Here is a 12873-nt window from a genome sequence, read left to right on the forward strand (position 1 = left end):
AATCATACGATTCATCAATATGACTACGTTGGCTTTTCTGCTTCTTTGCGAAGCCTATACTTTTGCTTCGCTTCTTAAAACCTATGTGCTTCTCAGTTAGAAACCTTTTGTTGATCAGTGCTTTAGCTACTGGATTCGTATCCTGCAAAAAAGAGGATAATCCGGTTGTGCCAGTTGGCGGGCAATTAAGCGGGCAGGTTCAACTGTGGGATAGCCGGACAAATACGCTTGCCGACCACAGCGGTGTAACGGTATCCATAGATGGCCCCTCTGCTGAAACCGCTCTTACCGACGCTTCGGGCAATTACGTTTTCAAAGACCTGCGCTATGGCGATTACAATCTGACGTTTGTTAAAAATGGTTATGGCACCTACCGGTTGTTCAATGTAGCGCATAGGCAAGCTACCACGGCCCCGACTACGATGGTCAATACTGTTCAATTGGGGCAGCAAACAACGACCTCGATACGCTCATTCACGATTACAGGAACTACTTATACTGGTAACAGTGGAGTCAGCTTTCAAACGACGGTTAGTCCCAACCCAACTGTTTCGGATCGGGTGTACATACGCCACTTTCTGAGCAACGATTCGACTGTTTCCAATACCAGATTTACGTTTGCGTCGCCACTCACTTCACTGATTAGTAACAATGCGACCAGTGGATTCACCAAAAATGATCTGCTGGCCGCAGGTTTCAAAACCGGGCAAACGATTTATGCCCGTATCTACACCGATTCGTTCCAGAGCAACAGTTACAAAAACCCTGTAACAAACACCTGGGTGTTTCCAAACCTCAATGTGGCGGCTCCCCCTGCTCAATCGTTTGTGCTCACGAAATAAAGCTTTGTAAACTAATCAATCGTCTCCATATGAAGACCTTCCTCTTTTGTTTACTACTCTCTACTACAAGTCAAACCACTGGCGGTCAGGCGACTAAGCCTACCGCAAACGCGCTGAATTTTCTGAAAACCTACGATGGTAAGTTTTCGTATAAAGTGCAGCTATTTAAAAAACGAGCCTTTACGCAACGGCTCGAACGGTTGGTTGGCCCTAAAAGGTATGCCTTTCTGAAGCGAAACTGGCACATCGATATGCCGATGGTGTATAAGAACGACCAATTTGTAGCGGAAGCCTGCCAGCGTCATTCATGCGGCTTCACCGACTTCATGGTCGTGTATGACTTTAACACCGACGAGATGTTTGCAGGCATACGCATTGACCGTGTGCCGAAAACCTATGCTGAAAAGAAGGGGAAATTACCCCCCGTATTGACTACCTGGAGGGTGGATAAGTACATTAAAAAATAAGCCCGCCGGGGTGCTGGCACTAACTTTTGGTTTTCTCCAATCCAGCTATTTAACGCATCATGACAACACTTAAGGTTCCAGGCATTTACACACCCCTGCCGGTAGAACTAATTGTCTGGATTCAGGGCGACGAGAATTATGTACGTATGCACCTGATCAATGGCCGCTACCATACGCTAACCCGAACCTTGAAATGGTTTGATATACAGTTACCCCAGTTTGTTCGGCTGCATAAATCAACACTGGTTAATCCGGCCTACGTAACGCATCTGAACTGGGCCGGGTCTCGCAATGTCAAGGCTGTTCTCCGCACAGGGGTTGTGCTGCGGATTTCCCGTAGGCGCATCAGATCGGTGGCCACTCAACTACAGCAGGGCGTCATTGTGTAGCAAACATCTTGTTCAGGATACCTCGCTTTCACTCAAAACATACTTTTACTATGAAGTTCGTTCCTTACGTTCAACTACTGACCGTTATTTTTTGCGTTCATTCCTGCGTCCTGCATCATCCTGGCGGTGATTTCGGCGGAGGAAATACCGGCAATGGCAACGCAGGCGGAGGCACTACCGTTGTGGATAACCTGACGCGGTATCGATGGGGCTTAGTGCGTTTTGGCAATACAAACAATCCGTTGACGATGCGTTCCGCAGGCCCTTCAATCTATCTGCCAGCAGGGGGAAATGGAGAAGGCTTTACCGGGTGTCGGCAGTTTCGCTGTAATTTCAGTGCAAACGCTTCGTCGCGGTACATCACTTTCCGAAACATTCAGTTTCAGAATTACGACCCCTGCAACGACGGACGCACGGAAGACCGCTTCTTAGACGCACTGAAACGCACCAATCGCTACCAAATTGACGGCAATCGACTTACACTATACAGCTACGCCGATGAGTTGGCCGTATTTACGACAAGCAATTAGCATTAGACTGTTGGGCTTCTATTCCTCTGTTTTTACACATCTAATACCGTAGTAATCAAAATGTACCCTGCTGATATGGCGGGGTACATTTTTATAAGAATAAGCGTATCAATACCCCGGCGAGGTTTCTACATTGAACACGCCCGTGGGTTTAAGAACTTTATAGTTTGTAAAATCCTGATTAGATTCCAGTCCTAAACCACCGTTCAGTTTTTCGCCCGTAAGTTGACTAATAATAGTCACCGGCTTGTTGGTGAATACTTTCTTCGTAACGGGGTTCCAGTTCAGTTCGGACGTCAGCAGTTTTTCCTGCTTTTGTTTGTTGATAACCACCACATGGCCCATCACGGTGTAAATGTCTTTGGCCTTGTCGTACCGCCCGGAGTCGGATTTGAGGGTGGTTACTTCTTCACCCGTTGGCCCGTAGAACAGAATAGAAACAGGCTTCGGATATTTACGGTCGTCGTTGATATAACGTAGTTGTTTGGCCGTAGTTAACTTCACTTTTAGCAAAGCAGCTTCGCTAAACAGCATTTTCACGTCGTTAATTTCTTCGATTGGCCCTTTGAAAGGTTCGACTTTCTTTACCTGCTTTGGGCCTTCGCAGGACAAAAGAAGAAGTGAAACGTGAAAAACGAAAAGTGAAAAGCACACACGGGACGGCAGGTTGCGCCAGACTGCATTTACTCGGTTCACTATTAACTTTTCACTTTTCATTTTTCACTAAAAAAATCAATCTACTACCTGTTTACGGAACCACCAGTCGTTGAACGAGAAACCCAAACCGATGCGTATGTACTGTTCGCGAATCTGCGAACCTGTCAGCACCCCACGCTGACCGCCCACGGCTGAGATCGTAATGTGGTTAACCAGATAGGCACCCAGCGGCAACGATAAACCAATACTGCCATTAACATCGTTAACCTGTGCCCCATCGACACGGTATGGCATTCTATTGTATTGAAAGCCAACCCGGTACGTAATCAGGTCGCGATAGCGGGTCGAGTTGGCTTTGGGCGTATATTCCATGCCGGTTGCCACGCTCAGGCCGCTGGCGAAGTTAGTGGGCACATCGCTCACTGTGCGAAACATACCCCACGGCTGATAGCCAATGTCAACACCAGCCACAAACACATTGTTTTTTTCCAGGCTAATCCCGAACTGCATTTTAGACGGCAAAACCACACGCCCATTCGAGCTGTTCAGTATCGTATCGGGAGCCGAAACAGTTTGGCCACCCAACGACGACTGTTGGTAAATATCCGTTTGCCGACCATTGATTCGGGTTTGTGGATCGAGCACGGCACCGACGTTGAGGGTCCATTTTTCGTTCAGTTTGGGACGCCACGCAGCCCCAAGCCGCCAGACTACATCGCTGTAGTTGACCCGATTAAACCGCGACACGAGCAAATCCTGCTCACCAGCCGACGTGTTGTCGTTGATCAGCACACGCGAATCGGATGCGTTGGTAATGTTACCGAAAAGGAACGCAGCTTCAGCACCGAGGTAGATGTTTGTGCCAATACGAAACCCGTTGGCAAACGATGCTTTATTTAGCCCACCCCGACCTGTATAGTTATAAACGGCTTCGTAGATAGTAGTGCCGACGGGCCGATACTGCCGGGTGTTGTAATTGACATACGAGTACGGGCGCAGGCTCACCGCCATGCTCCAGCGGGAGTTGGCCGGAAACGCCAAAGCCAGATAACCAAGATTTGCTCCGAAATCGCGCTGGTTTTGCACACCCCCGTTAAGGTTCTGGGCCAACGATTTCACTTGCCCCATCAACCCGATTTCGTAGACTGTGAAGCGGCTTCGGCGGGCCAGCAAAGCCGGATTTTGCATGTTCAGATAAAATGGGCTGGCATTGCTGACGCCGAGATTACCCATGCCCATGTTCGTGATGTTGCCCTCACTATACAACTCGCCCACACCCAGAGCCGAGTAGGGTGAATTTCCTAAACCCTGCCCCAGCACTAAAGGCGACGTAGCGGCAACGGCCAGTAAACTATGCGTTAACGTCTGGCGTATCCGCTTGTAAATTCTCAACATTATAGCGTAAAATTCGATTCAATCCAATCAGCACCAGTTCGGGCACTGCAAATATCGGCGGTTTCAGACGACTTTCAAAGGTGGGTGCGTCTCCGCCACACAGGATAACCACAATGCCGGGCTGTTCGCGCCGGTACTGGTCAATAATTCCATTCATCTCAAAGGCCAGCCCGTTTACTACACCAGCCTGCATAGCCTGCCGCGTATTTTTGGCGGTCAGACCCGGCCAGTTGCCCGGCGAATCTGGCAGGTCAATCAGCGGCAGGCGGGCCGTTTGCTCATGCATGGCCCGGAACCGCATTCGCAGGCCCGGCGAAATCAGCCCTCCCCGAAACACAGCACTACGGTCGACAAAGTCGGCGGTCAGGCAGGTGCCCAGATCGAAAATCAGGCAATCTTCGCCCGGAAACAGCGTTGCAGCTCCTACAGCAGCCGCCACCCGGTCGGCCCCAAGCGTGGCCGGGGTGTCGTAATCTTTACCAATCGGCACTGGCGTTCGACTGTCCAGCACCCATACCGTTGCGGGCGTATGGCGCAAACCAGCCCGGATTTCGTCTGCCGACCGGCTCGTTGACGATACCAGCACATGCGCCGGACAGCGTTGTTGTACTACCCGCATCAGTGCCTCGGGCGACTCGTAGCGGGCTGTTTCAAGCTGGTCTGGACCGATAAACCAGCCGACTTTCAGGCTCGAATTACCCCAATCGACAACAACGTTTACTACGTCAGGTTTCGCTATCGGTACGAGTGGATTCATGCGTAATCGTAAGGTCAACGTTTAAAGAACCGGCAAAATTTGGCGATTCACGGCATTTTAACCATTTTTAACGGCAAAGTTGTTCGGCATAGCCAGACATCCCACACCAACCATGCTCAACGTCAGGAAATTCAGTACAAAAAGATTTTTAAGATTGAATGGAAACATTTTTATTCAGCTTGCGTTATGTTGACAATAGCAAAAGAATAATCTATCTTTGCTTGCATCAGAACTACCGATTGTCTTAGTTCCTGCCCCGAACAGCGACCGGTGTTTCATTCCCAACCGTTTTATTCGTCACCGCGTCTGGCCCCACCAGACTTCCGTGTTTGAATCAGGCAACTAAGTCTTATTCACAGTTAACCGAATTTCATTGTTTACGTTTCCAGACCTTCACGGTTCATTCAAGTTGGTGGTTCGTATGCTGGCCTAACGCCCCGATACGCCCCTATTGAACACGCCCAGCGAACATTCGTTCCTGCACTTTAACTAATCCTCATGTTCACCATCACCGCCTAAGCGGCCCTCTTCAGGTTAGTATAACCTACACTGTATGTATAACAAAGAAGAACTAAGTATGAAGCTCTTATCTGAGCTTCAACCAATTGCCGAGCAGTTCGGTATTCGAGATAGTGCGAAATACACCAAAGAAAAATTGATTTATAAAATTATCGACGAACAGTCGAAGAAACCCGTTTCCGCAGCCGAGGAAGAAGCTATTGCACAGCCTGCCCGGCGTGGTCGACGCCCTAAAGCCGTACAGGCCGAAGCCGAAACGCCCGCGCCGATTGCCCCTCCTGCCGAGCAAACCGAGCAGGCAGCAACCGAAGATACCGAAACAGTACCCCCGGTTGCCCGCACCCGTCAGCGTGCCCGGCGCGACGCTGGCGCATCGGACATCCCGGCTCCTACGCCAGAAGATGGCATGACGCCCCAAACCGAAAGCCCTGTTGCCGAATCAACGCCAACAGAAACGGCACCCGCTGAAAATACCGCTCCAACTGCCGATTCAGAACCAGCGGTGGCTCCGGTTGATCGCCCGATAACCGAACCGGCTCCTCCTACGCGACCCCGCTTTGACGGACGGGTGCCCAATCAGCCGAACGGTCAGCGCAACGCGCCGAACAATCAGCAACAGCCGCGTATGCGCAATGATCGGGATAACCGCAACGGTGGTGGCCCACCGCGATTCGATAACGACCGACAACAGCGCGATCAGCGGCCTATGCGCCCCGATAGCAATATAGGAAATCAGCGGGATACAAACAGCGGACGGCCCCGCCCCGATGGTGGTCGGCGCGACGGTGGCCCTGGTCAGCGACCCCGCACGCAGCGCGTTGTGACCGATGAAACCGCACTCAACTACGGTGGTCAGCCCGACGAGGAGTTTCTGACACCAACAGTGGTATCAGACGACAATGCAGCCAATATGGAAGCAGCGGTTGTTCCAACGGCCCCGGCAGTTGAAGGCGATCAGTCTCCAACCGACATATCTGCTGAGAGTCAGACTGGTGATGCGTCGGCTATGGCCCAGCAGCCGCAGTTACCCCAACCTTCACGCGAAGCCCAGGAGTACCAGAATCGTATCCGTCGGCAGTATAATCAGCACATTCGCGAGTTCGATGGCATTATTGAAAACGAAGGGGTTCTGGAAATTATGTCCGATGGGGGCTACGGCTTCCTGCGGTCGGCAGATTACAACTACCTTGCCAGCCCCGATGATATTTACGTATCGCCTTCGCAGATCAAGCTTTTCGGCCTGAAAACCGGCGATACGGTGAAAGGAGCAATCCGCCCGCCGAAAGAAGGCGAAAAATATTTTGCCCTGTTGCGGGTAACGACCGTAAACGGCAAAACTACCGAGGAAATTCGCGACCGGATTCCGTTTGAGTATCTGACGCCCTTGTTCCCCGAAGAGCAACTGCACCTCAGCAACCGACCCGAAAACTACTCTTCGCGTGTACTCGACCTGTTTGCCCCTATCGGCAAAGGGCAGCGGGGTATGATTGTGGCACAGCCCAAAACCGGTAAAACGGTGCTGCTCAAGGAGATTGCCAACGCCATTACGCGCAACCACCCGGAGGTATATCTGATTGTGCTGCTGATTGACGAACGCCCGGAAGAAGTGACCGACATGGCCCGCAGCGTCAATGCCGAAGTGATTTCGTCGACATTCGATGAGCAGGCCGACCGGCATGTGAAAGTATCGAGCATGGTGCTGGAAAAAGCCAAGCGTATGGTCGAATGCGGTCACGATGTGGTGATTCTGCTCGATTCGATTACGCGTCTGGCACGGGCCTACAACACGGTGGTGCCATCGTCGGGTAAGATTCTGTCGGGTGGTGTCGATGCCAATGCGCTCCACCGGCCCAAGCGGTTCTTCGGCGCGGCCCGGAACGTAGAAAACGGTGGTTCGCTCACCATTATCGCTACGGCTCTGATTGATACCGGCTCGAAAATGGATGAGGTGATTTTTGAAGAATTCAAAGGCACCGGCAATATGGAACTTCAACTCGACCGCAAGTTGGCCAACAAGCGCGTTTACCCCGCCGTTGATGTTTTATCGTCGGGTACGCGCCGGGAAGATTTGCTGTTGGACAAAGAAACGCTACAGCGCGTCTGGATTCTGCGTAAACACATGGCCGACATGAACCCAATGGAATCGATGGAATTCCTGCTCGACCGTATGAGAGGCACCCGTACTAACGAAGAATTCCTGATTTCGATGAACCGCTAAGGGTTTAAGGAGAGCACAGAGTAAACAGATCCGCGTTTATCTATTCGGTCTGCTTGCTCTGTGCTCCTCTTTTTAACCGGGCCGGGCAATCGGCCTGAATGTGTTATGTTTGCACATTCATCATTCTTTGCTGACGAATGCGTTGCCTAACCCTCCTGCTCGTACTGTTTTTCGGCGTTTTCTCCGCCATCGCCCAACCGCTTCGGCTATTGCCCCAAAACCCACATTACTTTCAATACGATGGTAAACCCACACTAATTGTGGGGTCGGGCGAACACTACGGGGCGGTGGTCAATCTGGATTTCGATTACCGGACATACTTAGCCACACTGGCTGCCGATGGCCTGAACGTAACCCGCTTGTTCACAGGCGCATATATCGAAAAACTCGGCGATTTTGGCATTCAGCGCAATACGCTGGCTCCCCGCAGCGGGCGGCTGATTCTGCCGTGGGCACGCAGCGAACAGCCCGGCTATACGCTCGGTGGCAATAAATTTGACCTGACCCGCTGGGACGATGCGTATTTCGAGCGGCTTCGCGATTTTGTGGGCCGTGCCCAGCAGTTGGGGGTTATTGTGGAAGTGAACCTGTTTTCATCGTACTACGGCACCGGCTGGCCTTACAGCGCGTTCAACCGTATCAATAACATCAATCAAACCGACAATATTAAACCGCTGCAAGCCAACACGTTACAGAATGGCAATATACTGGCGCATCAGGAGCAGTATGCACGTAAGATTGTTCGCGAATTAAATAATTTTCAAAATATCTACTTCGAGATACAGAACGAACCGCAGGCCGACCTGAAAGATACCATACTGGTTCGGAACGAGTACCATGCCGATACAAAGGGAAAACCCGACTGGCGGGCCACCTACGAAGTTACGAGCGAAATAGCCAATGAATGGCAACGGCGCGTGGCCTCGTGGATTGCTGACGAAGAAAAGACGCTGCCCCAAAAACACCTGATTTCGCAGAATATCGGCAATTTTCGCTACCCAATTATTGGCCTCGACCCAAATGTGTCGATCTATAATTTTCACTATGCCCTGCCCGAAGCCGTGACCGATAACTACGCGCTGAATAAGGCCATTGGTTTTAACGAAACGGGTTTTGCCGGGCAATCTGACCAAACCTATAGGCGGCAGGCATGGCGGTTTTTGATGGCGGGCGGCAGCCTGTTCAATCACCTTGATTATTCGTTTGCGGTTGGCTCCGAAAATGGCTTAGATACTACCTACCGGCGTGGCACTACGCCCGGTGGTGGCAGTCCATTGCTCCGTAAACAGTTGGGTCTTCTGAAACAATACCTCGAACGCGCCGACCTTGCCCAGCTCACTCCCGACCGCAGCGTAGTTCGGGCATCGCCGGGAGCCATGACCTGGGCGTTGCGCAACGGCAAAAGTGGCTGGATTATCTATGCTGAACCACTCACAAAAGGCGCGTTTCTGCTGCAACTAAACCTCCCAAAAGGCGATTATCACGCCGAATGGACCGACGTTGAGACGGGCAAAGTGCTCAGCAGCGATGCCATTAACGCCAGTGGATCATTGGCCGCACCAGTCAGTATGCGCGACGTGGTTGTGCGAATCATTAAGTTTTGAGCCAATTCCGTAAGGGGCCGAATTAATTCGGCCCCTTACGGAATTGGCTCAAAACTTTTTTGCTATTCGGCCCCTTACGGAAATCGGGAAGGTCAATTACATTTCCTTCAACACCTTCGCCATTTCATCGGCCACTAACTGATTACCGGTCTCGTTCAGATGCACCCGGTCAGTTGTCAGAATACCCCGGTCTTTATTGTCGGGGTTATTTTTCAAATTATGCGCTAAAAACGTCTGGCGCAAATCAACCAGCGGGAGGTTTTGCCGTTTGGCAAGGTCGCGGATGAGTTGGCTGTATTGATTCAGGTCGCCATCCTGCGGGTTAGTGAAATCAGTTTTTTCGCCGATAGCAGCGGGCGTACAAAGCACGACTCGGGCATTGGCCGCCCGTAGTTTCTTGATAACCGCTTCGTAAAACTTCACAAACTTATCAGGGTCAGTGCCGGTGCCGAAACTGCTTTTGTGCCATACATCGTTGACGCCCACCCAGATTATCACCACGTCGGGCTGACGAGCCAGCACGTCGTCTTCCATCCGCAAGTACAAATCGTAAATTTTGTTGCCGCCAATGCCCGCGCCAATCAGCTCGAACTGATCGGCGGGCAGAGCTTTGCGCAGCCGGTCGATGTAGCCGCCGGGATTTACGCCCGCCTGCGTGATGGAATCGCCGAAAAAGACTACGCGTGTTGGCTTGGCCGGGGTCAACGCTAACAGGCCAGCCATTGACAGTAGTAGGCAATAAAGTGCAGTTTTCATGGTAAGGGAAGCAATATTAAACAACCAGATTCAACGCCAGCACACCCAGCAGACCGATAATAGAGACCAATGTTTCCATCAACGACCAGCTTCGGATAGTTTGTGGAATAGTCAGGTTGAAATATTCTTTGTAGAGCCAGAAAGCCGGGTCGTTGATGTGCGAGAACATGAGGCTCCCGGCCCCAATAGCCAGTACCATCAGTTCGGGCTTAATCGGCTGGCTCTGAATAAGTGGCAGAATAATACTCACGGTTGTCAGACCTGCCACCGTAGCCGAACCTACACACACGCGAATGAAAGCCGCAATACCCCACGCCAGCACCAACGGCGGAATGGGCGCACCGGCCAGCAAACCGCCAATGTATTTGCTTGTACCGCTGTCGCTGAAAATCTGTTTCAAAGCACCCGCTCCGGCAATAACCAGCAAAATCGGCGCGGCAGCTTTAATGGCATCTTCGAGGTCTTTCATCACGGCTTTCATGCTCTGCCCGCGCCGGAGACCCAATGCGTAGGCGGCAGTTAACACGCTGAGCAGCATACCGATATACGGCTCAGCCATGAGCGTGACAGCAGGCTTAAGGGGCGACGTATCGGGCAGGGCAGCTTTGAGTGGGCCGAAGGTGGTGAGCAGCAATACCGGTAACAGAGCAACAAAAAAGCTGATGCCTGCCCCCGGTAAATCGTGATCGGGTACGTCGCGGATGTCGAACAGTTCGCGGTTTGGCGACGCTTTCTGATTAACGAGCGTTTTACCAAACAGCGGCCCGGCAATTACAATAGCCGGAATCGAGATAATGATACCGTAGATGAGCGTTTGCCCAATGTTGGCGTTTAGCTGTCCGGCCACGGCTGAGGGCGACGGATGCGGGGGCAGATAGCCATGCGCCACCGACAATGCTGACAGCATTGGAATGGCAACCGACAGCAGTGGCAACCGCGACGAAGCCGCAATAGTGAAAATCAGCGGTACGACAATGATAAATCCGGCATTATAAAACAGGGGAATACCAACAATGAACCCTGCCAGAGCCAGTCCCCACCGGATGTTTTTCACTCCGAAAAGGTTAATCAGTACGTTGGTAATGCGCCGGGCGGCACCGCTTTCGGCCACAATCCGGCCCAGCATGGCTCCAAACCCGATGATAAGCACCAGATCGCCAAGCGTACTGCCAATGCCCGTCTGAATCGATTTACCCACTGCCGTTACGCTCATGCCCGACGCCAGCCCGATGCCTAACGAGACAATTACGAACGAAATAAACGTATCTAACCGAATATAGGCAACTAAAAAAACAAGGGCAAGAATGCCAATAAGCGTGAGAATGAGCGGCATGAGGTGGGTTTGGATTTAAGACTCCAAAGCATATCGCGCCAGCTTTTCTACTTCCTGCGCCAGCGGGTTGGTTGGGCTGAACGGCACTACGTGCAGGCGGGTTTGGGCGTCGTAGCCGAACACGGGTAGCGGCTCGCGGAAGGTTTCGTTGGCCGGATACACCAGAAACAAGTCGCTGGCTGCGTACTTTTTGCCATACGCATAAAGCTGGTATAAATCAGCCTGTTCTATGCCATAATTACCGTTGCCAGGCCGGTCGCCCGTAATGCGTTTCCACTTCGTATCGAACAACAGCGTTCGGTCGGCCTGCCGCACAATAATGTCGGGGCGGAGTTTGAATTTGGGTGTACCAGCGTGTTCATCGACCAAATGCGCCGATGCTTCCTGCACGGCAACAGCCCCCGTATTGGGCCAGTACGTTCGCAGCCCGTGTGCTACGTAATCTTCAAAAACCCGCTCCATCGGAAACAGCAGGGCCATTTCATCGACCCGCCCGGTTCTTGCTCCCAACCCCTGCTCAGTAAGCAACGCCTTCGCCCAGCGCAACGCCGGTTCGTAGCGTAGAAACAGCCGCGTTTGTCGTTGACTGGCCCGCAAATCTTCAGCAATTGATTCGGCGGGCGGCACGTCGGCGAGTGTCCACAAATGCTGCCGAATGCGCCGTTTGTTCGATTCAGCCTGTACGCGATTTTCCAGAAACAGCAGGGTGGTTTTCAGCACCCGATTTGGTGGTACGCTCGCTGTCAATACGTCGTGCCGAACCGCCAGCCGTTCGGCATGTTGCGCATTTTCGCGAAGTTGGCGGGCGGGCTGAAATTGACCCCGCCAGTAGCGTTCGTTGCTATCGACAGGTATGTATGCCCGCTGAAAACCCTGCCGCGACAGCACATCGAGCGTATGTAAAAACGACGAAACAAACACTTCCCAAAGCGGCAACGAGGTGGCTGCGCTGCGGGCGTTTGCCAACGAACGAAGCGGGCTTTGCCGCAAATGTCGCAGCATATAGAGCAGCGTAGTACGCGGGTTTGCCGCATCGGTGATGTTGGGCAGAATTTCGAGCTGAACACCATTCGATACGGGTAGCAGCCCTACATAATTGCGCAACTGTACGTACTCGACACCTTTATATATGCCAACTAAAAACAGGCTATCGGCTCCGTCGAGCGTAAAGGCCAACTGCCGCAATTGCTGAAACAGCAGGTCATCGACCGGCACTCCGTCGAACGGCAACCCGGCTACAGCCGACCCGCTAACCAATCGGTCGTTCTCATAAACAGTTAGTTGCGGCATAACAATGTGTGTAGTATGAATAGCTGTTCATACAAAAATAATTCATAAATGCTTGTGAGATTTTCAGCGTCTCAAACACTACAGACAGAACGCCAAATTCGTCGGGCCTGACGCAG

The 12873-nt window shown here is 52.0% G+C and carries 12 protein-coding genes; 6 read left to right on the forward strand and 6 right to left on the reverse strand.

The genetic code is table 11. The features are described from left to right. Window positions 1-107 precede the first annotated feature (107 nt). From AWR27_RS12180 to AWR27_RS12195, 4 genes are read left to right on the forward strand one after another with little or no spacing between them, the layout of a single operon-like run. Window positions 108-842 carry a carboxypeptidase-like regulatory domain-containing protein gene (locus tag AWR27_RS12180; RefSeq protein ID WP_198045134.1) on the forward strand — a complete coding sequence of 245 codons (735 nt, stop codon included), beginning with the start codon at window positions 108-110 and terminating at the stop codon, window positions 840-842. Between the two features lie 29 nt (window positions 843-871). Continuing rightward, window positions 872-1309, forward strand: coding sequence for a hypothetical protein (locus AWR27_RS12185; protein WP_077131428.1), 438 nt, complete (start codon window positions 872-874; stop codon window positions 1307-1309). Window positions 1310-1368: 59 nt separating this feature from the next. Further along, window positions 1369-1698, forward strand: coding sequence for a LytTR family DNA-binding domain-containing protein (locus AWR27_RS12190; RefSeq protein ID WP_077131429.1), 330 nt, complete (start codon window positions 1369-1371; stop codon window positions 1696-1698). 50 nt (window positions 1699-1748) lie between these two features. Then, window positions 1749-2228, forward strand: a complete 480-nt coding sequence (locus tag AWR27_RS12195) for an META domain-containing protein (RefSeq protein ID WP_077131430.1) — start codon at window positions 1749-1751, stop codon at window positions 2226-2228. 108 nt (window positions 2229-2336) lie between these two features. Here the strand turns inward: AWR27_RS12195 and lptC are convergent, their stop codons facing one another. From lptC to AWR27_RS12210, 3 genes are all read right to left on the reverse strand, one after another. Then, a complete protein-coding gene (gene lptC / locus AWR27_RS12200; RefSeq protein WP_232326048.1) occupies window positions 2337-2840 on the reverse strand; it encodes an LPS export ABC transporter periplasmic protein LptC in 504 nt (167 codons plus the stop codon). Window positions 2841-2960: 120 nt separating this feature from the next. Next, window positions 2961-4280, reverse strand: a complete 1320-nt coding sequence (locus tag AWR27_RS12205) for a hypothetical protein (RefSeq protein WP_198045135.1) — start codon at window positions 4278-4280, stop codon at window positions 2961-2963. Continuing rightward, window positions 4237-5037: a type III pantothenate kinase gene (locus AWR27_RS12210; RefSeq protein ID WP_077131431.1), complete on the reverse strand. Its 801-nt coding sequence runs from the start codon at window positions 5035-5037 to the stop codon at window positions 4237-4239. Before AWR27_RS12210 ends, AWR27_RS12205 begins: the two co-directional genes overlap by 44 nt. A 553-nt stretch (window positions 5038-5590) precedes the next feature. Between AWR27_RS12210 and rho the strand changes: the two genes are divergently transcribed. Both rho and AWR27_RS12220 read left to right on the forward strand, forming a co-directional pair. After that, complete coding sequence (rho, locus tag AWR27_RS12215; RefSeq protein WP_077131432.1) at window positions 5591-7774, forward strand: transcription termination factor Rho; 2184 nt, start codon at window positions 5591-5593, stop codon at window positions 7772-7774. Window positions 7775-7911: 137 nt separating this feature from the next. Beyond that, window positions 7912-9378 carry a cellulase family glycosylhydrolase gene (locus AWR27_RS12220; RefSeq protein WP_077131433.1) on the forward strand — a complete coding sequence of 489 codons (1467 nt, stop codon included), beginning with the start codon at window positions 7912-7914 and terminating at the stop codon, window positions 9376-9378. A 96-nt stretch (window positions 9379-9474) separates the two neighbouring features. Here the strand turns inward: AWR27_RS12220 and AWR27_RS12225 are convergent, their stop codons facing one another. The 3 genes from AWR27_RS12225 to AWR27_RS12235 are packed head-to-tail and all read right to left on the reverse strand — an operon-like array spanning window position 9475 to window position 12757. After that, a complete protein-coding gene (locus AWR27_RS12225; RefSeq protein ID WP_077131434.1) occupies window positions 9475-10134 on the reverse strand; it encodes an SGNH/GDSL hydrolase family protein in 660 nt (219 codons plus the stop codon). 16 nt (window positions 10135-10150) lie between these two features. Beyond that, window positions 10151-11467: a gluconate:H+ symporter gene (locus AWR27_RS12230; RefSeq protein WP_077131435.1), complete on the reverse strand. Its 1317-nt coding sequence runs from the start codon at window positions 11465-11467 to the stop codon at window positions 10151-10153. Window positions 11468-11482: 15 nt separating this feature from the next. Further along, entirely contained in the window at window positions 11483-12757 is a 1275-nt protein-coding gene (locus AWR27_RS12235; protein WP_077131436.1) for an McrC family protein, read from the reverse strand. Window positions 12758-12873 lie beyond the last annotated feature (116 nt).

The organism is Spirosoma montaniterrae, assembly GCF_001988955.1.
Taxonomy (GTDB): Bacteria; Bacteroidota; Bacteroidia; order Cytophagales; family Spirosomataceae; genus Spirosoma; species Spirosoma montaniterrae.

What these genes read in the sequence shown, in the direction of transcription:
- AWR27_RS12185 (WP_077131428.1), top strand. Translation starts at nt 872, where the DNA reads ATGAAGACCTTCCTCTTTTGTTTACTACTCTCTACTACAAGTCAAACC.
- AWR27_RS12190 (WP_077131429.1), top strand. Translation starts at nt 1,369, where the DNA reads ATGACAACACTTAAGGTTCCAGGCATTTACACACCCCTGCCGGTAGAA.
- AWR27_RS12195 (WP_077131430.1), top strand. Translation starts at nt 1,749, where the DNA reads ATGAAGTTCGTTCCTTACGTTCAACTACTGACCGTTATTTTTTGCGTT.
- AWR27_RS12205 (WP_198045135.1), bottom strand. Translation starts at nt 4,280, where the DNA reads ATGTTGAGAATTTACAAGCGGATACGCCAGACGTTAACGCATAGTTTA.
- AWR27_RS12210 (WP_077131431.1), bottom strand. Translation starts at nt 5,037, where the DNA reads ATGAATCCACTCGTACCGATAGCGAAACCTGACGTAGTAAACGTTGTT.
- rho (WP_077131432.1), top strand. Translation starts at nt 5,591, where the DNA reads ATGTATAACAAAGAAGAACTAAGTATGAAGCTCTTATCTGAGCTTCAA.
- AWR27_RS12220 (WP_077131433.1), top strand. Translation starts at nt 7,912, where the DNA reads ATGCGTTGCCTAACCCTCCTGCTCGTACTGTTTTTCGGCGTTTTCTCC.
- AWR27_RS12225 (WP_077131434.1), bottom strand. Translation starts at nt 10,134, where the DNA reads ATGAAAACTGCACTTTATTGCCTACTACTGTCAATGGCTGGCCTGTTA.
- AWR27_RS12230 (WP_077131435.1), bottom strand. Translation starts at nt 11,467, where the DNA reads ATGCCGCTCATTCTCACGCTTATTGGCATTCTTGCCCTTGTTTTTTTA.
- AWR27_RS12235 (WP_077131436.1), bottom strand. Translation starts at nt 12,757, where the DNA reads ATGCCGCAACTAACTGTTTATGAGAACGACCGATTGGTTAGCGGGTCG.